Origin of the sequence: Streptomyces sp. NPDC051172 (genome assembly GCF_040682555.1) — a bacterium.
Taxonomy (GTDB): Bacteria; Actinomycetota; Actinomycetes; order Streptomycetales; family Streptomycetaceae; genus Streptomyces.
In genome coordinates this window covers 85,193-107,030 of sequence record NZ_JBFBBE010000016.1, presented here as the reverse complement: position 1 = coordinate 107,030, position 21,838 = coordinate 85,193, and the positions used below count along the sequence as shown (strand labels likewise).

Annotated in this window: 10 protein-coding genes; 5 read left to right on the top strand and 5 right to left on the bottom strand. The window is 71.5% G+C overall.

Translation table 11 applies throughout. The features are described from left to right. Positions 1 to 84: 84 nt before the first annotated feature. Positions 85 to 867, top strand: a complete 783-nt coding sequence (locus AB0N07_RS12720; RefSeq protein WP_365834245.1) for a polysaccharide deacetylase family protein — start codon at positions 85 to 87, stop codon at positions 865 to 867. Positions 868 to 896: 29 nt separating this feature from the next. Here AB0N07_RS12720 and AB0N07_RS12715 read toward each other — a convergent pair whose 3' ends face one another. Next, complete coding sequence (locus AB0N07_RS12715) at positions 897 to 2,543, bottom strand: sigma-70 family RNA polymerase sigma factor (RefSeq protein WP_365834244.1); 1,647 nt, start codon at positions 2,541 to 2,543, stop codon at positions 897 to 899. A gap of 227 nt (positions 2,544 to 2,770) precedes the next feature. On the opposite strand from AB0N07_RS12715, the gene AB0N07_RS12710 reads away from it, so the two are divergent. Then, the gene (locus AB0N07_RS12710) at positions 2,771 to 3,157 is read left to right on the top strand and encodes a hypothetical protein (RefSeq protein ID WP_365834243.1); all 387 of its coding nucleotides are present in this window, start codon (positions 2,771 to 2,773) and stop codon (positions 3,155 to 3,157) included. Between the two features lie 94 nt (positions 3,158 to 3,251). Here the strand turns inward: AB0N07_RS12710 and AB0N07_RS12705 are convergent, their stop codons facing one another. After that, positions 3,252 to 4,544, bottom strand: a complete 1,293-nt coding sequence (locus AB0N07_RS12705) for an MFS transporter (protein ID WP_365834242.1) — start codon at positions 4,542 to 4,544, stop codon at positions 3,252 to 3,254. 179 nt (positions 4,545 to 4,723) lie between these two features. Between AB0N07_RS12705 and AB0N07_RS12700 the strand changes: the two genes are divergently transcribed. Genes AB0N07_RS12700 through AB0N07_RS12690 form a run of 3 tightly spaced genes read left to right on the top strand, consistent with a single transcriptional unit; the run spans position 4,724 to position 7,113 of the window. Beyond that, positions 4,724 to 5,377 (top strand): M15 family metallopeptidase, encoded by a 654-nt coding sequence (locus AB0N07_RS12700; protein ID WP_365834241.1) that lies wholly within the window; start codon positions 4,724 to 4,726, stop codon positions 5,375 to 5,377. 23 nt (positions 5,378 to 5,400) lie between these two features. Next, positions 5,401 to 6,474 carry an endonuclease/exonuclease/phosphatase family protein gene (locus AB0N07_RS12695; protein WP_365834240.1) on the top strand — a complete coding sequence of 358 codons (1,074 nt, stop codon included), beginning with the start codon at positions 5,401 to 5,403 and terminating at the stop codon, positions 6,472 to 6,474. A 60-nt stretch (positions 6,475 to 6,534) separates the two neighbouring features. Then, positions 6,535 to 7,113, top strand: a complete 579-nt coding sequence (locus AB0N07_RS12690) for a DUF6817 domain-containing protein (protein WP_365834239.1) — start codon at positions 6,535 to 6,537, stop codon at positions 7,111 to 7,113. Between the two features lie 129 nt (positions 7,114 to 7,242). Here the strand turns inward: AB0N07_RS12690 and AB0N07_RS12685 are convergent, their stop codons facing one another. From AB0N07_RS12685 to AB0N07_RS12675, 3 genes are read right to left on the bottom strand one after another with little or no spacing between them, the layout of a single operon-like run. Beyond that, complete coding sequence (locus AB0N07_RS12685) at positions 7,243 to 8,115, bottom strand: TauD/TfdA family dioxygenase (RefSeq protein ID WP_365834238.1); 873 nt, start codon at positions 8,113 to 8,115, stop codon at positions 7,243 to 7,245. A gap of 25 nt (positions 8,116 to 8,140) precedes the next feature. Further along, positions 8,141 to 17,332 carry an amino acid adenylation domain-containing protein gene (locus AB0N07_RS12680; RefSeq protein ID WP_365834237.1) on the bottom strand — a complete coding sequence of 3,064 codons (9,192 nt, stop codon included), beginning with the start codon at positions 17,330 to 17,332 and terminating at the stop codon, positions 8,141 to 8,143. Next, positions 17,329 to 21,309 carry an amino acid adenylation domain-containing protein gene (locus AB0N07_RS12675; protein WP_365834236.1) on the bottom strand — a complete coding sequence of 1,327 codons (3,981 nt, stop codon included), beginning with the start codon at positions 21,307 to 21,309 and terminating at the stop codon, positions 17,329 to 17,331. Before AB0N07_RS12675 ends, AB0N07_RS12680 begins: the two co-directional genes overlap by 4 nt. Positions 21,310 to 21,838: the final 529 nt, after the last annotated feature.

The window sequence follows — 21,838 nt, the reverse complement described above, 5'->3', positions numbered from 1 at the left end:
CAGTAACAGACGGATCCCGGAGCAACCTTTTGCCGTCCTGACAGATGCAACAAGCAACACCGGGATGACAAGGGCGGGGCAGAAATGGCGCGGCATGGCGGGCGGGGATGGCACGGCCGGGTATTCGCGGCGGCGGTCGGGGTGACGGCGGTGGCAGCGGCCACCTCGGTATGGACCGCACAGGCCGGCCCCTTCAGCGGGCAGCACTCGGGCGCCTCGGCCCACCCCTCCTCAGCGGCGGCCGGCGCCGGCCGGACGACCCCGGTGGCGGTGAGCATCGTCCACGCCTCGGACCAGGGCGCCCGGGGCGTCAACATCACCATCGACGACGGGCCGGACCCGGTCTGGACACCGCAGGTCCTGCAGGTGCTCAAGGACAACGGTGTGAAAGCCACCTTCTGCATGGTCGGCACTCAGGCCCAGGCGCACCCGGACCTGGTGAAGGCGGTGGTGGCGGCCGGGCACCGGCTGTGCGACCACACCGTGTCGCACGACACCACCATGGACAAGAAGCCCGACTCCTACCAGTCCAAGGAGATCCTGGACGCCGCCGCCATGATCACCAAGGCATCCGGGGGCGTCCGGCCGCTGTACTACCGGGCCCCGGGCGGTGCCTTCACCCCCTACAGCAGGCATCTCGCCGCCGCGCAGGGGATGCGGCCGCTGGGCTGGAACGTGGACTCCAAGGACTTCGAACGCCCCGGCACCGCCGCCATCGTCGCCACCGTCAAGAACGAGCTGTCCAACGGCCCGACGATCCTCTTCCACGACGCCGGCGGAGACCGTTCCCAGACGGTGGCCGCCCTGCGCGAAGTCCTGCCCTGGCTGAAGCAGCAGGGGCGCTCCTTCGGCTTCCCGGTGCGCTGAACCCCGGCCGGGCAACTGCCTCTGGCGCGTCAGAGCCTGGCGCCGAAGTCCTGCGTCCACCACGGCCCGCCCGACCCGTTGTGGACGCCCACGCCGATGTCCTTGAACGAGCAGTTGAGGATGTTGGCGCGATGGCCGGGGCTGTTCATCCAGGCCTGCATCACCGCCTGAGGCGTCTGCTGTCCCTGGGCGATGTTCTCCCCGTACGTGGACCACTTGTAGCCCGCGGCGCTGATGCGCTGCCCGGGGTCGAGGCCGTCGGGGTTGGTGTGGTCGAAGAAGTTGCGGGCGGCCATGTCGTCGGAGTGGCCCTGAGCGGCCTTCTCCAGTTGCGGGTCCTCGGTGAGCGCGCCGCAGCCGGCCGCCGCCCGTTCCTTGTTCACCAGGGCGACCACCTGCGCGACGGTGCCGGACGGCGTCGACGACGCCTCGGGTGTGCCGGTCGCCGTCCGCGAGGGCTGAGCGGAGGGGCGGGGAGCCGGGGCGTCCTTCTTCGCGGGGCGCGGGCTCTTCGACGCGCTTGCCTTCTTCGTAGGTGACGCGGAGGGAGACGGAGAGGTGGAGGCCGACGGAGGTGTCTCGACGGCACTGGATTCCGACAGGTCCGCGCCGGGGGCGCCCGCGATGTGCTCGGCGCTCGCCCCTTCGCTGCCGGCCCCGGGGTCCGTGCCGAAGTACCACAAGGCGCCGCCTGCCACACAGGCCGCGACGACCGTGCCGCCGACGGCCCTGCGCCGGTTGCGCCGGCGTCGGCGCACCTCGCTCCGGGATCCCGCCCGCCCGCGCGCCGCGCGGTGTCCGGCTTCCGGGCCCGATCCGGTACGGCTGCCGGAGGGCCGCGGCCCTGTGGCGGGCAACGCCATCCCGGCCTCGGCCGTCCCTCCGTAGGCGGCGCGCACGCCCGTCAGCAGCGAGGGCGCCGCAGCAACCAGTGCCAGCCCGGCCAGCAGCCCCTCCACGGGCATCAGCCCGCTCCACAGGCCGGAGCACCGCCCACAGCCACGGGCGTGCCGGGCTATTCGTTTGCGCCACAGCGCCGAGGGCCGCCCGTCCCAGGTGCCCAGCATGCCGCGCAGTTCCAGGCACGGCGGCTGCGCGTCGAGCGCCCGCACCACCACACGGGCCGCCTCCAGCTGCGCCTTCATCCGCTGCACCCGTACGGCAGTGTGCTGCGGCGACAACTCAAGTGCGGCAGCCACCTCGGCGCGGGTCAGCTCTCCGGCGCACTCGAGCCACCACAGCGAAAGCAGTCCCCGGTCGTCGGGCTCCAGCCAGCGAGTGGCGCGCGCGGTCTCCTGACGCTGGCCGGAGAGCTGGAGCTGTACGAGGGTGAGGTCCACGAAGTCGGCGCCCGGATCGGCGAGTTCCTCGGCCTCCTCCACGGTGCCCGGGGCGAACTGCCGGTCCTGCCAGTGCTTGCGGGTCTCGTTCATCGCGATCGCCACGAGCCAGGAACGGAAACTCTCGGGAGTGCGCAGACCGCCCAGTCCGTCCAGGGCACGCAGCATGGTCTCCTGCACCACATCGTCGACGTCGACCGAGCCGTTCAGCGCCCGGCCCACGATGTTGTACACCAGCGGGAGGTACGCACTGACCAGGGCGTCCTGAGCTTCCGGGTCGCCCCCTCGGGCGGCGGCGACCAGCGCCGTCGGCTCCACCGCGCGCTGTGTACCCATGAAACTGTCCTGTCCTCGACGCCGAACGATCCTGCCCGATACCTGGGAGACCGGTGGGTGGCTCTCGGATAACAGTTCTTCGGACACATGCTCAGTCAACCAGTGGCGTTCCGGTGGATGTCTGGCTGGAGGTGCCGAGAGTAATTCGCTACCTTCCGTTGCATCTGTAGCCAGTTGTCCCTTCTGTGGAGGAGAACTTGACGTCCATGAGGAACGTTGCAGCCACTGTGGCGATCGCTGTCACTGCGCTGGCAGGCACGTCCGTGCCGGCCGGCGCGGCAGGCACGTCCGGCGATGCGCAAGCCCAGGCCACCAACGTCGACGGGCGAACCATCCAGGACAGCGCCCCACTGGAGCACTCGCTGCTCGACTTCGTGCAGCGCGCCTCGTCGCCGGACGAGAGCGAGCTTGGCGTGGCTTGCTTCAATGGGCGCACCGACGGCAACCGAAATGTCTACCTGACCTGCGACAGCCACACGTACCCGGTGTATGTGGACTGCACCGACGGCCGTCATGAGTTCCGGCGTTCCTACTCCGGCCGGTGGGACTTCCGTCTGACCTGTCCTGCCGGAACCCGAGCGGTGTGGGGCGGCAGTTGGTTCGGGCACGCGTAGGCCGCGGCTGACCGTTCGGGCATGACGTGCGGGCCTCGGACCACCGGGCGGAAGGGCGGAGAGGGTTGTTCCCTCTCCGCCCTTCACGTCTTCCTCAAGCGCCGTCAACGACACGAGCACCTTGCGGTCCCAGGCGGGCGAGCGGGGAGAGGGCCATCAGCGCCGGCGACAGCAGCATGCCTGCGGCGGTCACCAGGAGGCTCGTGTGCGCGCCCCGCACTTCCGCGAGAAAGCCGCCGAGCAGGGAGCCGAGCGGGGTCATCCCCATGCCGACGAAGTTGATCGTCGCGGCCGTGCGGCCCTGCATCCCGTCCGGAGTGACGGTCTGCCGTACGGCCATGATCGTGACGTTCACCAGCTGGCTGAAGGTCCCGAAGACGAAGTTGAGTGCGACGAGCGCGGGAACCGTCACCGCAGGGGAACCGTGCAGTGCGGGCACGACCAGGAACACGCCGTCGCCGAGCGCTGCCGCGGACACGAGCACCGGGCCGTATCCGAAGCGGCCCGACAGACGGGCGGCCAGCAGCGAGCCCAGGAGCGCGCCCGGCCCCGTCGCCGCCAGGACGAGTCCGATCGCGGTGCCCGACAGGTGCAGGTCCCGTGGCAGGAACAGCAGATAGACGGTCATCGCAGCCGCGAAGAACAACTGGAAGGCGGCTGACGCGAGGCACACGGTCCGCAGCAAGGCGTCAACGGCGACAAAGCGCAGGCCCTCCTGGATCCGCCGCCACAGCCGCGGAGGACGTTCCGGGCATTCCGGGACCGACTCGCGACGCCGCATCCGTCGGATCGACAGGAACGACAGGGCGAAGAACACCGCGCTGGAGGCGACAGCGATCGGCGCCGACAGCACGGACACCAACGCACCACCGAGGGCCGGACCGCCGATCTGCGCAGCGGACCGGCTGCCCTCGATCGCGCTGTTTCCCCGTACCAGCTCAGCGCGGTCCACCAGCCGTACCAAAGACGCCTGGTAGGCCATGTCGAAGAACACCGACAACGCCCCGACGGCGACGGCAACCACGAGCAGCGCCGGGAGGCCGAGCCGTCCGAGGAGGCCGGCCACGGCGGCGGCACCCAGTACCAGGGCCCGACCGGCGTCCGTCAGCACCATCACCGTACGGGTCCGCCACCTGTCCACCCACGCGCCGACGAACAGCGACAGCAGCAGGATCGGCGCCTGCCCCGCTGCGCGCAGGGCGCCCAGCCGGCCGGCGTCGGCGTTGAGCGTCAGGACGGCAAGGAGCGGCAGAACCACCAGGCTTGCCTGCTCGCCCAGTTGGGAGACCGTCTGGCCCACCCAGAGCCGGCGGAAGTCGCCGTCCCGCCACAGGCTTGACGGAGCAGGTCGACCGGAATCGGACACGGCGGAGGGAGAGAACGGCACAGGGACCTCTCGTACGACCGAAGACGGGAAGGCTCGGCATGCCCCCGATGGCTTCCGTCGGACAAGCTTCGTCCTCAACTCCTCGCACACGCACGCCATTTACGCTCCGAGCCGGCATATCGTCGGCGTATCGAAAACCACATACGTGCCGGCAACACCGTGCCGCCTTGACTGGTGGCATGACTCGAACCCCACCATCGGCACCCACAGCGAACCGCCGGACGCGCGGGCTGCTCGTCGTCGGCCTGATGGCCGTCATAGCGGTGATCACCGCGGTCCTCGGCCACCAGGTGCCGAAGTCCTCGTCCTCCTCGTCGCTTTCGCCTCCGTCGGCCGCATTACCTTCGGATGCCGATAGCGGTGAGCACAGTGGTGCGCTGGGTCAGGCCGACGGGATCGTCCCCGACGGTGTGACGGTCTTCGACGACGCGATTCCGGCTGTGGCCAAGCTCGATCCGGATCTGCTCAAGGCCCTGCGCCGGGCGGCGTCGGCTGCCGCGCACGACGGAATCGAGTTCTACGTCAACAGCGGCTGGCGTTCGAAGGCGTACCAGAACCAGTTGCTTCGACAGGCCGTGGCCGAGTACGGATCCGAGAACGAGGCCGCCCGATGGGTGGCCACCGCGGCGACCTCTCCGCACGTGTCGGGAGACGCGGTCGACCTCGGGCGTTCGGATGCGACGGCGTGGCTGTCCCGGCACGGCGCCGAATACGGGCTGTGCCAGATCTACAGGAACGAAACCTGGCACTACGAGCTGCGGCCCAGTGCGGTCGCTCGTGGCTGCCCGCCCATGTATGCCGACCCCACCGAGGACCCGAGGATGCAGCAGTGACCGGCAGTGAGCGAGGACAGACGATGACGCAGGTGGACACGGCAGAGACCGGACAGGGCGGTCGCCGGGACACCGGCTCCCATGCCTGGAGCGCGCCCATCCGGCGGACGATCCGCCGGGGGTCCCGGCCCGAGCCCTGGAAGCGCGGCCCGGTCCTCGCGGCGTCGGCACTGCTGCTCGGCCTGCTCATGCTGCTGCACGCCGAGATCCCGAACCGGGTCGGGAACCTCGGCAGCCTGGTGGAGACCTTCCTGCCATGGTTCGGCGTGTTCGTCCCGGTGCTGCTGGCCGGGGCGCTCTGGCGCCGCTCCGCCTCCGCCGTGGCCGCGCTGCTGGTGCCGGTGACGGTGTGGCTGTACCTCTTCGGCGGGATGCTCGGCGACAAGTCCCACGCGGGCAGCGATCTCACTGTGGCCAGCCACAACGTCAGTGCCGACAATCCCGACCCGGCCGGCACCGCCCGCGACCTGGTCGCCTCCGGGGCGGACCTTCTGGCGCTGGAGGAGATCACCCCGCAGGCGCAGGGTGTCTACGAGAAGGGGTTGGCGAAGGCGTACCCGTACCACACGGTGCTGGGCACGGTCGGGCTGTGGAGCAAGCTGCCGATCTCGGGCAGCCGGCCGGTCGACATCGGGATGGACTACGGGCCGCTGGCGGCCACCAAACCGGCCGCCGTCAAGCTGGCCTACAACCGGGGGCTGCGCACCACGGTGGCCACGCACCACGGTCCGCTGGCGGTGTACGTGGCCCACCTGGGATCCGCACGGGTGAATCCCAGGGGAGGCTTCGCGACGGTCTCCCGGGACAGGAACGCGCAGATGCTCGGCAAGGCCGTCGCCACCGAGAAGAGCAAGCGGGTGGTGCTGCTCGGCGACCTCAACGGCACCACGGACGACCGCGCCTTCACCGGCCTCACCTCGCAGCTGCGCTCTGCCCAGGACGTGGCCGGGGACGGCTTCGGCTTCAGCTGGCCGGCCGAGTTCCCGGTGGCGCGGATCGACCAGATCCTGGTCCGCGGTGTGAAGCCGGACAGCTCGTGGGTGCTGCCGGCCACCGGCAGCGACCACCTGCCGGTGGCGGCCGGGATCAGCTGGTGAACACGGCGCAATAGGCTGGCCTTCGCTGCGAGATCCCCCCGCGTGAGAGGACGTCCGACCATGCCACCGGCCCGGCAACACCCCTCGATCGAGGGAAGGACTCAGTCAGCCATCGAGGGATTCCTGCGCCGCCACGGAGCCGACCGACTGCCTCATCCGGGCGGCACCCTGCTCCAGCATCTGCTGCGGGTTCAGCGGCTGCTGGCCGCATGGGGAGCGGGCCCCGACGTCCAGACAGCGGGACTGTGTCACGCGACCTACGGAACAGACGGCTTCGCCACGACTCTGCTGCCGCTCACCGAACGGGTAACGCTCATCGCCCTGATCGGTGAGGCGGCGGAGGAGTTGGTGTACCTGTACGCCAGCTGCGACCGCGCCACCGTCTACCCACGGATCGAGGGCAGCACGGCGGTCGCCTTCCGGGACCGCTTCACCGGCCGCGAGCACCAACCCTCCCCCGACGATCTGAGGGCGTTCCTCGAGATCACGGCCGCCAACGAACTCGACGTACTGGCACACAACGCGGAACTGGCCGAGCAGCACGGCCCCGGGCTGTACGGCTTCCTCAAACGCGCCGGCTCGCTGCTGTCCCCTGCCGCGCAGGACGCCGTCGACCGGCAACTGGGGCAGCTGCCGTAGGCTCCACCCCGCGCTCCTTCCCCGAGAAGGACCCGTCCACCCTGCCCGGCAACGGTTCCATGTACCGCGAACAAGTTCACCGGCAAGTACGAGCATCGGAAGCGACGGCTCCGTCCTTTGTGAAAGCCATCAGCCCTTGACGGGACCGCCGTTGATGGCGACGCGCTGGCCGTAGCGGGCGTAGGGGTAGTAGTCGTACGTCGCGTGGTGCTGGACGCACCGGTTGTCCCAGAAGGCGAGCGTGCCCGGGGTCCAGCGGACGCGGCAGTGCAGGACCGGCCTGCGGGCGATGATGTCGAAGAGCAGGTCGAGCAGGGCCCGGCTCTCGTCCGCGGAGAGCTGCGGGATGCGGCTGGTGTAGGCCTTGTTCACATACAGCAGGCGGCGGTCGGTCTCGGGGTGCCGGGCGATGAGCGGGTGTTCGCTCTTGGGGACGACGTAGTCCGGGGGCAGTGGGTATCCGGCCAGTGCCTGCGCGCCGTCGTGTATCGCGGTCAGCGGCTCCAGCAGGGCGCGCATCGCCGGTGAGAGCATGTCGTAGGCGAGGTGCATGTTGGCGAACAGGGTGTCGCCGCCGCACCCCGGCTCGGGTATCTCGGTGATGTAGAGCATCGAGCCCAGGGAGGGTTCGGCGTCGGCGGTGCCGTCCGCGTGCCAGCCGTTGCCCGCCACGTTCGCCGCGGCCGATGTCGTGCGGATCTCCAGGATGAAGGGATCGCCGTTCGGCGGCGGTGGGTTGACGGGGCGCAGTTCGCCGAAGGCGGCGGCGAAGCGCTTGTGCTGCTCTGTGGTGATCGTCTGGTCCCGGAAGACGAGGACGTGGTGGTCGCGGAAGGCGGTCCGGATCTCCTCCAGTTGCTCCGCAGGGATCTCCCGCGACAGGTCGACGCCGGAGACCTCCGCGCCCAGAACGGGGGTGATCCGTTCGACGGTGAGGGTGCGGTAGGGGTGCACGGGACGTGTGGTCACCGCTTCCAGCGCTTCGCGCTCGTACGACTCCATGTCAACCTCCGAAGGGGGGTGGGTTTTACAGGCTCGCCCTGATGGTCTCGGCCACTGTGTCCACATGGGGTGCCGCGACGATGCCGTAGTGGTCGGTGGGCAGGTGTGTGAGTACCGCCGACGGGGGCAGGCAGCTGTTCCACTGGTGCTGCGGCTCTTGAGGGGTGGCGGGGGCGGGCATGCCCGCCGTGGGGTGTCCGGCCAGCCACAGATACGTGGGGACCGAGACGAGCGGCCGTACGCGATGTTCCCCGAGACTGCGCAGGTTCGCGCGGCAGCAGCGAGCCAGTCTCTCGGCGTACGCCTGTGCGTGCTCGGCCGGCAACGAGGAGGCCTGGGCGCTGAGTTCGGCGGCGAACAGCGTTTCCAGGTGTTCCTCGTCGTAGGCGGCGACCAGCTCCTGTGCCCGGGGCGGTGGCGGATCCAGCAGGTGGAGCGCCTGCAGCGGCTGGCCGGCCGACTCGGCGAGGCACGCCATCTCCATCGCCACACGTGCGCCGTAGGACCATCCGGCCAGGTGGAGCCGGTGGTCCGGGCCACCGAAGCGCTCACGCAGTGCCGCGTCGTAGTGCCGGGCCCGCTCGGCCAGTGACCACGCGGGCATCTCGGCGTCGCGCAGTGCCGGATCGGCGATGAGGCACACCGTCGGCCCGGGTCCGAGCGCTGCCACCAGGGAGCGGTAGGCCTGGACGTCTCCGCCCACGGGGTGCACCAGGCACAGGACGGCCGAACCGGTTCCCTCCTGCCAGATGTCGAGTGCGACCCGGGAGGCGCCCGTGCCCGCCTCGGCGGAGGTGAGGGCCGCCTCGACGTGTTTCAGGACCTCCGTGAGGCTGACGCGGTGGCTCAGGGAGGCGAGGTCGACCTCGACGCCGTAGTCGTCCTCGATCCGCGCGATCAGGCTGATCAGCGTCAGCGAGTCGGCGCCCAGGTCGTAGAGGGAGTCCTCGGGGTTCAGCTCGGCCACGCCGAGCAGATCCCGGACCACCCGGGCCACGGCGTCCGCTCGCTCCCCGGCACCGTCGGCGGCGGCGGTGTCCCGCGCCTGCCCGGGTGCCGTGGACCGGTCCGCGATGCCGGCAGGGGCGTAGAAGGCCCGGGAGACATCGATGTCCGTCGTCGACACGAGGAGTTGCGGCAGTTGCAGGGCGAGGGCGTGGCCGAAGACCGCTTTGCCCTCCTCGACGGTCAGACCGACCGCGAGATGGGCCTGATGGCGGCTGTCCGTGTCCAGGACCCGGGTCGCCATTCCGGTCTCGTTCCAGATGTCCCAGTCGATGGCGATCCGGGCGGTCGTCTCCGTCTCCGTGGCCCGGTGGTGGGCGAAGCCGTCGAGGAGGCTCGCGCCGGCCGCGTAGTCGCTCTGGCCGATGCCGCCGAGCAAGGCGGACATCGAGGAACAGTAGACCGCGATCTCCGGGCGGAAGGCCCCGATCAGGTGCTCGACGACGAGTGCGCCCCGCTCGCGGACCGCGGCGGCCTCGCGCATCGCGGTCGCGTCACGTCGTACGAGCAGCCCGCCGTGTCCGAGACCGGCCGCGTGGACGACACCGTCCAGCCGTGACGTGTGGGCGCCGACGGCCGCCGCCACGTCGTGAACGGGCATGGTCGCGAGATCCGCCGGGACGAGGTCGATGCGGTGTGCCCATCCGCTCAGCTGCTCGGGCAGCCGCGGGTTTCTCGACAGCAACAGGACCCGGCCGCGGGTGTGTTCGAGCAGCCAGGCGGCGATGGCGCGGCCGATGCCGCCCGTGCCGCCGAGCACCAGGTGGACGGTGTGCGCACCGGACGGCACGAGGGAGCGTGTATCTTCCGGTTCCGGTACGGGCAGGGTGTCAGGCCGCCACCAGTAACCCTGCCGCAGCGCGAGTTGGCGCGGCAGGGCAGATCCGCCGGAACGACGGGCCTCCCGTGCTCCCGCGACGACCGCGGCCACAGGTCCGGCCCAGCGGGTGAGGTCGCCGTCGGGGAGGTCGAGCCAGTGGCCGTTCAGGGCGGACTCCTGCGGGGCGACCTCGACCGGCCCGGCGAGGAGCGCCAGTTCGGGCCGCTCCACCGCTCCCGCCGCGGGCCGGGCTCCGTACGACAGCCACCACACGCGTGGGGAACCGGCCCGCGCGGTCAGGGCCTGGGCCAGGGCCGCCGTGCTGTCCAGGCAGGTGTGACGGGCGTGTTCCAGGGTGCCGGGACCGACCGGCCCCGACACGTCGAGCGGCAGGGCGTGCACCCACTCCATGTCGGTCAAGGCCGCATCGCCGTCCTCGGACAGCGCGTCGAGCAGCCGGCGCACGGACGCCGCATCGGCGGGGTCCACGTCGTAGGCGTCCGGTCCTCTGCGGGCGAAGGCGGCGGCCGGGTGCACCCGTATCACTCGCGACGCCACCGCGTGGAAGGGCGCGAGCGCTGCCTGCGGAGTGTTCTTCGAGGCTACGACGACCACGGCGGACGCGCGGCCCGCCGGCCCGGCGGTGTCCGCGAGCGTGGCACGGCGCAGCCGGACCCAGTGCGGCTGGTGCAGCCAGTTTTTCCGGGGCAGCCGCCGGGGTGCGGCGGCCGGGGTCTCGCGCGAGGCCTCGGACAGCCGGTCGAAGTCGTACTCCGCGAGGGAGAAGGACGGGGGCGGGAAGTCCCAGGGTGCCGGAGCGGCACCGGCCCCCCACTCGACGGGGCGTCCGGCGATCCAGGCCTCAGCGAGCTCGTGGGCCGTGCGGCCGGCCGCGCGGACCGCCACGGCGTCCGGGTCCGCGGCACCCAGCGGCACCCCTGCCGCGGCCACCGTGCGCAGCCAGCTCACGGCCGCCGCGGCGTCCGCCACGGGGGCCGCGGCCCGCAGGCGGCGGGCGACCCGCCCGGCCTGGAGATGACGCAGCACCGGCCTGAGGCGCTCCGGGTGCCGTTGGAGGTGGTCGGCGATCCGGGCGGCGTCGGCGGCGAGCGCGTCCGCGCTGGAGGCCGACAGCACGAGGCACTCGGGTACCTCGCGGACGGCCACCGGTCCGGGCGAGGTGTCCTGCTCCACGATGACGTGGGCGTTGGTGCCGCCGATCCCGAAGCTGCTGACCGCGGCCACCCGTCGACGTCCCTCGGGCCAGGGCGTGGCTTCGGCCGGGACGTGGAAGGGAGTGGGATCGGGGCCGATCTCCGGATTGAAGGCTCGGAAGTTGAGGTTGGGCGGGAGGATCCCGAAGCGCACGGCGAGGACCGCGCGTACGAGACCCACCACGCCGGCGGCCGCGCCCAGGTGGCCCAGCTGGCTCTTGACGGAGCTCAGTGCGCAGCGGCCGGACTCGCTCACGTCGAACGCCTGCCGCAGCGCCGCCACTTCGATCGGATCGCCCAGCCGGGTGCCGGTGCCGTGGGCCTCCACATAGCCGAGGTCGGCGCCGGTGCGTCCGGCGCGGGACAGGGCGCTTCGGATCACCTCCCGCTGTCCGGCCAGGGACGGCGCGGTGTAACTCATCTTCGCCGCACCGTCGTTGTTGATCGCGGAGCCGGTGATGAGCGCGTGGACGGTGTCGCCGTCGCGGCGCGCCTGCCGCAGCGTCTTGAGGACGACGACGCCGACGCCGCTCGCACCGACCGTGCCGGTGGCGTCGTCGCTGAAGGGCCGGCAGTCGCCGTCCGCGGAGAAGATGTGCTGCGAGCGGTAGCGGTAGCCGCCGGTCAGCCCGGGGTCGATGAGCACTCCCGCGGCCAGCATCACGTCCGCCTCGCCCTGCCTGAGCAGACCGGCCGCAAGGTGCACGGCGACCAGGGAGCTGGAGCAGGCTGTCTGGGCGCTGAAGACGGGACCGGTCAGCCCGAGGTGGTACGCCACCTTCGTGGCCAGGAAGTCCTTCTCATGGTGCAGCGCGAGCTGGAAGCCGTCGGGCAGCCGGTCGGGGTCCGCCTCGCGCAGCAGGGACTGGAAGTAGGTGTTCTCCCCGGCACCGGCCACCAGGCCCACCCGCGTGGCCGGGGTGTCCGCCACTCCGGCGTGTGCCAGGGCCTGCACGCCGGCCATCAGCAGGTGACGCTGCTGGGGGTCCATCACACGTGCTTCTTGAGGGCTGATGCCGAAGTGGCCCGGGTCGAAGTCGAGGATGCCGTCGAGTGTGCTGTGCGCGCCGACGACTCCCTCCGGCGCGTCGATGCGGCGGATTCCGGTGCCCCCCGAGACGACCAGCTCCCAGAAGGCGCCCAGGTCCGGGGCGCCGGGCACTCGTACCGCCATGCCGACGACCGCGACCGGCTCGCCGGGGTCGAGGGCCCCGTCGTCCTTCGTGGCTGACGGGGTGAGGGGCTGCGGGGCGGTGAGGTGGCGGGCCAGGGAGCGGACGGTGACGTGCTCGAACAGGTCCGCGACGCCGAAGCGCAGACCGAGTGCCGTGGTGCAGTGCAGGTGGAAGCGCATCAGAGCGAGACTGGAGGCACCCGCCTCGAAGAAGGTCTGGTCCGGTGCGATCACCGAACCGGTGACCTCCTCGAAGGCGGCGCTGAGGCGCTCCTCCTCGGCGGACAGGCCCGCGCGGGCGATGACGCAGCGGCGTATCTCCTCCCCCGGTGCCCGGACGACCGCCTGCCGGTCCAGCTTGCCGCTGGGTGTGCGGGGCAGCCTCTCCAGCCTGCGGAAGCGGTCCACACGGACGTAGGAGGGCAGCAGGGCGGACAGATGCGCGGTCAGGTCGTCGGCGGACGGTGCGTCGCCACGGACCTCCAGGCCCGCCGTCAGCCGGCCGCCCTCGGCTGCGACGACGGCGTTGACCACCGCCGGATGGCGCAGCAGGGCCGCCTCGACGGAGCCGAGTTCGAGCCGGTGCCCGCTCACCTTGATCTGCTGGTCGTCGCGGCCCGCGTAGTGCAGCAGGCCCTCACGGTCGAAGAACGCCCGGTCACCGCTGCGGTAGAACAGTCCCGCGCCGGGGAGTTCGACGAACCGCGTGTCGTCGCGTGCGGGTTCGCCGAGGTAGCAGCGGGTGGTCATGGTCCCGCCGATCAGCAGCTCGCCGGGACACCCGGCCGGGACCGGGTCGCCCTGGGCGTCCACCACCCGCAGATCGGCGCCGGCCACCGGGCGCCCGATGGCGGGCCGCTCGGGCCACAGCCCGGGATCTCCCTCCAGGCACAGGGCGCTGACCACATGTGTCTCGGTCGGCCCGTAGTGGTTGAACAGGCGCGCACCGGGCAGGCCGGCGAACCAGCGCCGGATGCTGTCCGTGCACACCAACTGCTCGCCCGCGGTGACCACTTCGCGCAGCCGGGAGGGATACCTGTTCAGGCGGACGGCGTACTCCGCGAGCAGTTGCAGGGCCACGTAGGGCATGAAGATGCGCTCGGTGCCCGCGGACTCCAGCCGGTCCAGGAGTGCGGGAGCGTCCTGACGCCACTCGGGACGGATGAGTTGGAGGGTGCCACCTGTGCACAGGGTCCCGAAGATCTCCTGGAAGGACACGTCGAACGCCAGCATCGAGAACTGCTGAGTGGCCGCGGGGGCGGTGAGGCCGCCGGGACCGGACTGCCACCTGATCAGATCGCACAGGGTGCGGTCGTGGATCTGGACGCCCTTGGGGACGCCGGTGGATCCGGAGGTGAACAGGGTGTACAGGGGGCGGGCGCCGTTGTGCGGTGGCGTGTGCGAGGGGTGGGCGTCGTCGTGCGGCGGTACGACGAGGTGGCGCGCCACACCGTCCGGGAGCAGCGTCTCCAGCGCCGGCGAGCTGTCCCGCGTGGTCAGGACGCACAGCGGGTCGGTCTGGTCCAGGACGCGGCGCAGCACGTCGGCCGGGTAGGAGGGATCGAGGGGGACGGCGGTGACGTTCAGCCGGGCCAGCGCCAGCAGCGCCACCACGTGTTCGGCGGAGGGAGCCAGGTACAGGGCCGCCCGGCAGGGAGTGCTGTCGGCCGGGATCGGGTAGCGGTCGGCCAGTTCCGCGGCGAGGGCCGCGGCACGGGCGTCGAGGGCCGCGTAGCTCAGTGTGGCGCCGTCGGCCGTGACGACGGCGGGGGCGTGCGGAGTGCGGGCGACCTGCCGGCCGAAGCCTTCGGCGACCGTGCTGAAGCCGGGCTCCGGGGCGGGTCCGCGCCCGTGCCGCGGAAGGGACCGCCGGTAGGGCGCGACGAGTTCACGCGCAGGGGAGCCGCCACCGGCCGCGAGCGCGTCCACGCCCCGCCCGAGCAGCTGCGCCATCGCCTCGACGTCCTCGTCGGTGAACCGGTCCTCGGCGTACTCCCACAACACGTCCAGTCCGTCCGCGTGCTCGACCACGGAGACCGTCATCGGGCACTTGGCCTCCGGTGCCGCCCACCACAGGGGCCGGGCGGTGCAGCCGGGCAGCCGCAGCGCCCCGAAGTCGGTGTTCTCCAGGACGAACAGGAAGTCGAACGGTGTGCTGTCGCCGACGCTCTCCCAGCCGGTCAGGACATCCGTGAGCGCCACGTCCTGGCGTCCCAGCACCTGCCCCGTGCCGGTGCCGGTGCGGGCGAGGTGTGAGCGCAGGTCCTCGTCGGGCGCGACGGTCAGCGGCAGCAGCACGGTGTTCGCCATCATGCCCACGCTGTTCTCGAACTCGCGCACCGGGCGGCCCGCGACCGGGGCGGCGATGCGCGGGCGGACCAGGCCCCTCACGCCGTACAGGCACCAGGAGAACACGCTCAGCAGGATCTGGAACCGGGTCAGTCCGAACTCGGCGCACAACTCGCCCACTCGGTCCCGCCGAACGGCGTCGAGCTGCGTGTGCAGCAGACGCGCCCGCGGGGCCGGATCCGTGTCCCGGTCCGGTAGCGGCTCCTGCGGCTCGGCCAACTGATGGTAGAACGCCAGGAGTTCGCCGCGCTGCGCCCGGTAGGCCGGGCTCGCGAACCGGTCGCGCTGCCAGACGGCGAAGTCCAGCGGGGTCGGAGCGGGTTCCTCGTCACGGCCGCGTCCGGCGTAGACGGCCGACAGGTCGTGCAGCAGGACGCTCAACGACCAGCCGTCCACGGCGATGTGGTGCAGGTGCAGCAGGAGCCTGCCGCCGCCGTCGCCCGGCAGCCAGCAGGCACGGAGCATGCGGGGGACGGCGAGGTCGAAGGGCTCGGCGAAGAAGGTGTCGGCGAAGGTGCGCGCTTCCTCCTCGTCCCAGGCCCGCCCGTGGCCCGGCTCGTGCCAGGGGTCGTACGGCTCACCGACACCCTGCTCCAGGCCGTCCGGGCCGAGGGTGAAACCCGTCCGCAGCGCCTCATGCCGTACCACCAGGACGCGCAGTGCTCGCCGGAGGGCGGCGGTGTCGACGGGTCCGTCCACGCGGAAGACCTGGTGGACGGAGTAGGCCCGAGAGCCCGGAGCGCGGCGCTGCAGCAGCCACAGCCGCTGCTGTTCGCTGGTGGCGGGGGCCGAGCGGGCGCCGGAGACCACCGGTGCCGGCACCGCGCTCTCCTCGCCGGGACGGGCCGTGGCGAGGGACCGGGCGACGGCGGCCAGGTCGCCGTGCAGGACGGCCGCCTGCGTCAGCTCGCGGCCCCAGCGCTGTCGTACGGCGAAGCAGAACCGAAGCGCTTTCAAGGAGTCACCGCCACAGGCGATCCAGCGGTCACCGGGCCCGAGGCCGGTGGTGCCGAGTATCTCCTCGGCCAGAGCGACGACCCGGCGCTCCGGCTCCGTCATGGCCGGTGCGTCGGGGCCGGAGGCGGCGGGCCGCCAGGGCCGGCCGGACTGCCGCAGCAGAGCGGCCTGGTCGACCTTGCCGTTGGCGTTCAGCGGTATCTCGGCCACGAGATGGATCTGATGGGGGCGCATGTAGACGGGCAGACGGGCTGCCAGGTGACGTTCGAACTCCTCGTAGGACAGCTCTTGTTGGAGGACGACGAACGCCAGCAGTTCGCTCGGCCCCTCCGGGCCCGCACGGCGCGTGCACACGTGGGCCCGCTGGACCGCCGGGTGGGTGAGCACGCGCAACTCCACCTCGCCGGGCTCGATCCTGAAGCCGCGGACCTTGACCTGGCGGTCGATGCGTCCGACGTACGCCACCAGGCCCTCGTGGTCGGCCCGTGCGAGGTCGCCGGTGCGGTAGTAGCGCTCCGTGCCGCCGTCGAGCCACGGCAGCCGCACGAAACGGCGCTCGGTCTCCTCGGGAAGGTTGCGGTATCCGGCGGCGAGTCCGGCTCCGCTCAGGAGGAGTTCGCCGACCTCGCCGGGCGCGGCGACCCGCTCCTGGCCCGGTACGACCAGGACCGCGCCGCTCTGCGGCAAGGGCCGGCCGATCGGCACCACGTCCCCGTCGAAGTCCGGCGGGATCGGATGGCACAGGGCGAAGGTGGTGGACTCCGTCGGCCCGTACGCGTTGAACAGGCGGGCGGCGCTGTCTGGGTTGTCCCGGTACCAGCGGCGTATCACCCGGGGGTTGAGCTGCTCGCCGCCCACGAGCACCTGGCCGGCCTCGGCGAAGCAGTCCGGCACAGCCGTGGCCATCGCGTTGAACAGCGACGCGGTGATGAAGAAGGTGTGCACGCGGCCGCGCCGCAGCGCCGCGGCGAACCGCTCGGGGGTCTGCAGGTCACCGTCGCTGAGGATCACGCAGGAGCCGCCGGTCAGCAGGGGCACCCAGACGTCGAAACTCAGCGCGTCGAACGCCGGGTTGGCCAGGCAGCCGAAGCGCAGCCCGGGTTCGACGCGGATGTAGCCGGGCTGTGCCAGTCGCCGCACTCCGGCGTCACGGACCTCGACTCCCTTGGGCTGTCCGGTCGTTCCGGAGGTGTAGAACAGGAAGGACACCTCGCCGGGGGCGGACGGAGCCGGTACGGCGGCAGCGGCGTCCGGAAGTCCGGGCAGCAGGGCGTGTGCCGCGAGCGTCTGTACGTCCTGCGGGAGTTCGGTGGCGCTCCCGGCCGTCTCGTGCACCAGGGCGACCGCGGCGGAGTCCCGGAGGACGAAGTGACGGCGTTCGGCGGGGCTCTGCGTGTCGAGCGGCACGACCTGTGCCCCGAGCCGCAGTATGCCCAGCATCACGCAGACCAGCCGCCACGACCGCGGCAGCGCCACCGCCACCGCCTGCCCCGCGGCGACGCCCCGGCGCTCCAGCTCCTGGGCGACGAGGGCGGCCGCCGCGTTCAGCGTCCCGTAGTCGAGGCTGACGTCGCCGTCGACGACCGCCTCGGCGCGTGGTGCGCGAAGGGCTCGGCGGTGAATCTCCAGGGCGATCCCGGCCGGGGCGCCGGGGTCCTCGGCCACGTCGGCGGGGGACGTTTCGACGCGCGGTTTCATCGTGCCTCCGACGTGCCTGAAGGTGTCGTGCGCTCGGTCCGGCCCTGGCCGGGCGCGGCAGTCATCCGGTGCAGTTCGGCGGTGAGGACGGCGGCGACGCGGGGCAGTTCGGCGCTCTCCAGCATGTCCCAGTGGCCGCAGGCGACCGGCTCGACGACGAACTCACCGCCGGCGCGCCGCCGCCAGAACGCGCGGAGACGGGCGGCGGCGTCCTCGACGTCCGCGTCGTCGTCCTCCACGGCCGTCGCCTGCATCAGCACGACACGGGCGGACGACACGGGCACGGCGTAGTCGCGGGCCGTCTCGCGATGGTGGTTGTAGACGTTCAGGTACCGGGCCACCTGGTCGTCGTCGATGCCCGGATACATGCCGTTGAAGCGCACCAGCTTGTCCCGGAACTCCGCCATGCCGACCGGGGCGAGCGCGGCCCGCTGCCCGTCGTCCTGGGCACCGTGCGTGTCGAGGAGGACCACGCTCACCTTCTCGTGTCCGGCGGCCCTCAGACGGCGCCCCATCTCGTACGCCACCAGGCCGCCGTAGGAGAGCCCGCACAGCACCAGTGCCTCGTCGGCACGGGGGCCGACGAGCCGCAGATACTCCTCGGCCATCGCCTCGACACCGGGCAGGGTGGACTCGCCGGGATTGATGCCGGGCGCCTGGAGCCCCACCACGCCGATGTCGTCGGCCAGTTCGGCGGACAGCGGCAGGTAGCAGAACGCGGTGCCACCGGCCGGGTGCACACACACCACACGTTGTCGGCCGTCGCCCGCACGGAACTCGACGAGACTGCCGGGCTGCGCTGCGCCGCGGCCGTTGCCGCGCACCCGCTCGGCGAGCGCCTCGATGGTGGGGTGCAGCATGACGTCCCGGACCGGCAGGGCGACGCCGAGTTCCTCCTGCACGGCGGACGCCATCTTGATCGCCGATATCGACGTTCCGCCCAGCTCGAAGAAGTTGTCACCGATTCCGATGTCCGGGTGCAGCAGCACCTCGCGCCAGACCCGGTACAGCGCCATCTCCACATGGTCGCGGGGGGCGGCCGCGTTGACCCGCCCCGCGAGGGACGCGGCCGCGGCGCGCAGCACCTCGCTCCGGTCCACCTTGCCGCTGCGGTTCAACGGCAGACGCGGGAACTCGACCACCACGGCGGGGATCATGTAGTCCGGCAGACGGTCCCCCAGGGCCGCCCGCCACTCGTACGGCATCCGCGCGGCCCCGGCGTCGCATCCCACGCCGGCGACCAGCCGGGGGCCGCCGGGTGCGTCGCGATCGGCCAGGACGACGGCCTCCCGCACCCCGGGGACCGCCAGCAGCGCCGCCTCGACCTCGCCGGGTTCGATACGGAAGCCGCGCAGCTTGAGCTGGTCGTCGCGGCGGCCGACGTACTCGGCGTTGCCGTCAGGCAGCCAGCGCGCCAAGTCGCCGGTGCGGTAGAGGCGTTCACCGGGGACGAACGGGTCGGGCACGAAGAGTTCGTCGGTGAGGTCGGGGCGGTTCAGATATCCACGGGCCAGACTCGCTCCGCCGAGGTAGACCTCTCCGGGAACTCCCACGGGCACCGGGCGCATCCGGCCGTCGAGCAGGTACAGGCGGGTGCCGCGCAGCGGCCGTCCGATGGGACACGGCCGCTCGTACGGCTGCGGGTCGGTGTAGGCGGTGGAGTAGAGCGTGGCCTCGGTCGGGCCGTAGCCGAAGCAGACGCGCAGGCCGGGCAGCAGCTCACGCATGCGGTGCAGGGTGTTCTCGGGCAGGGATTCCACTCCGGTGAGGAGCTGGCGCAGGCTCGAGCCGGCCAGGCGTGCGGCCGGATCCTCGCCGATCCACAGGACGTAGGACGGCGGCAGGAACGCCTGGGTTACCTTGCGTTCGCGCATCCAGTCCAGCAACGCCCGGGGGTCACCGCGGAGCTCGTCGGGAACCAGGTGGAGCACGGCCCCGGTGGTCAACGGGACGAGGAGTTCGTGCACCGACGCGTCGAAGCCGATGCTCGACCAGGCCGAGGATGCCTCGCCGGGGGCGTCCCCCATGAGTTCACGCCAGTGGTCGAGGAGATTGACGACGCTGCCGTGCGTCACCGCCACACCTTTGGGGCGGCCGGTCGATCCCGAGGTGTAGATGACATAGGCGAGCCGGGCCGGGTCCGTGGCGACGTCCGGTGCCTCGTCGTGCGTCCCCTCCGCCTCCACCTTCGTCAGGCGCTCCCACGGTTGTCCGTCGTCGTCCCCCCGGTCGGTCAGCACCAGGACGGGTGCGGCGTCGCTCACCATGGCCGCGAGCCGCTCCGGGGGCTGGCCGGGGTCGAGGGGCAGGTAGGCGGCTCCGGACTTGAGGATCCCGAGGGCACCGACGACGAGGTCGGTGGTCCGTCCGGCGTGCAGGCCCACCACACGGTCGGGGCCGGCACCGCGGGCGATCAGCGCATGGGCGAGGCGGTTGGCCCGGCGGTCGAGTACCGCGTAGTCCAGCTCCCCGTCGTGGGCCACCACCGCACACTGCGCGGGGCGTTCGCGGGCCTGCGCGGCGAAGCGCTCCAGCACGCCCGGCGACGGGGTGTCGGGCACCGCGGGCCCCGTGCTGAAGTCGGCGAGGAGCGCCCGCTGTTCGTCCTCGTCGAGCAGCGTCAGGTCGGTGATCTCGGCGTCGGGCCGCTCGGTCATCAGGCGCAGCACGCGCAGGAACTGGCGCAGGTACCGTTCGACCGTCGTCCGGTCGAAGAGCGCCACCGCGTAGTCGATCTCACCGGTGAGGTGCCGGCCCTCATCGGCCAGGGCCAGGACCATGTCGAACTTCGCGGGAACGTGGGCGGCGTCTTCGCGGAGCTCGACCCTCAGACCCGGCAGTTGGAGTTCCCTGCGCATGGAGGGAACCCAGGCGAACATGGTCTGGAACAGGACGGTGCAGGCGGGGCTGCGCGGTGGGTTGACCAGTTCGACGACTCGCTCGAAGGGCAGGTCGACGTGGTGCAGGGCGTCACGGATCCGCTGGTTCACCCGTTTCAGGGCATCCCTGACACCGGGCGAGCCGGAGAGGTCCGCGCGCACGGCGACGGTGTTGACGAAGAAGCCGATCAGCCCCTCGACATCCCCGCGTCGGCGGTTGGAGGTGGGGGCGCCGACAACGATGTCGTCCTGCCCGGAGAGCAGGGACAGCAGCACGGACCAGCCGGTGAGAACAGTCGCGTAAAGGGAGACATCGTTGTCGGCGGCCAGCGCGCGCAGGGCCCGCGTCAGGCCCTCGTCGACGGTCACGGGCAACCGGGCGCCGCGGAAGTCCTGTTCGGGCGGGCGGGGCCGGTCGGTCGGCAGGGAGACCACGGCCGGGGTGCCGGCCAGCGCGGTGGTCCAGTAGTCGGCGTGCGCGAGGGGCTCGTCTGTCGACATCCACTCCCACTGCCGGCGCGTGTAATCGCTGTACTGCCAGGTCAGTGCGGGCAGCGAGACCTCCTGCCCCTGCTGGAGCGCGGAGTACACCAGGCCCAGCTCCCTCAGCAGCAGGGACCGGGACCAGCCGTCGAAGACGAGGTGATGCGCCGTCAGGACCAGTACGTGATGGTGCGGTTGGAGCGATATCAGGCAGCCGCGCACCATGGGCTCCTCACCCAGGCGGAACGGGGCGCCCTCCACCTTTGCCCGTATGCGCGCGAGCCGTTCGGCCCGGTCCGGCAGATCCGTCAGATCCTCGAAGGTCACCGGGAACCCCGTGTCCGGCGGATCGACGACCTGGAGAGCCGACCCCTCGAAGGGGACCAGCCGGGTACGCAGGGCCTCGTGCCGGGCCGCGAGCAGATCCAGCGCCTTGATGAGCAGGTCCCGGTCCAGCGGCCCCCGGATGTCGAAGGGCATCGGCTCGTTGTAGGCGGCGCCGGCGTCCCCGTCCATGCGCGCCATGACCCACAGACGCTCCTGCGCCAGCGACAAGGGCGCGGATTCTGTTTCTTCGCCGGAATGTTTACTGACTGCGATTCGGGGCAAAGACACGGATTACCCTTCACGAGAAGAGAAGCGTGACAGAAAACAGTTCCGGCGTTCCCGGAGTATCGGACCGGCGTCGAGAATGCGTGCCCTGCGATCGGCGTGCAACCTGAAGGCAATGCCGAGTCGGCGGACTGTCCTGCCTGTTCAACGCCCTTGTGACACCGTTGAGTGAATTCCCGAAGTGTGCGCAAAGCGAAGGTTATGGACGCTCGTATTTATTCGACCGCCTGGCACGGTGGCTCATTTGCGATGATGCTAAATGCGCTCCGATTGAGCGGTCAACTGTGACCAGTGCCACACCCATTCAATTGCGGAATCCTGTTTACATTCGGCATGCGACATCAAGGGTCCATCCACACGTAGTGGACCACGCGGGACCAATGGTCCACTCCGGTCGTGGTGCGCCTTCTCCGTCAGGGACGGCGTACCACGTACACGCCGTCGTCCATGAGCCCGGACGCCAGCCGCGGCAGGGTGATCAACCGCGGTGCCGCCGCCCTCCCCATGCCGTAGCCCCGGACGGGTTCGCCCC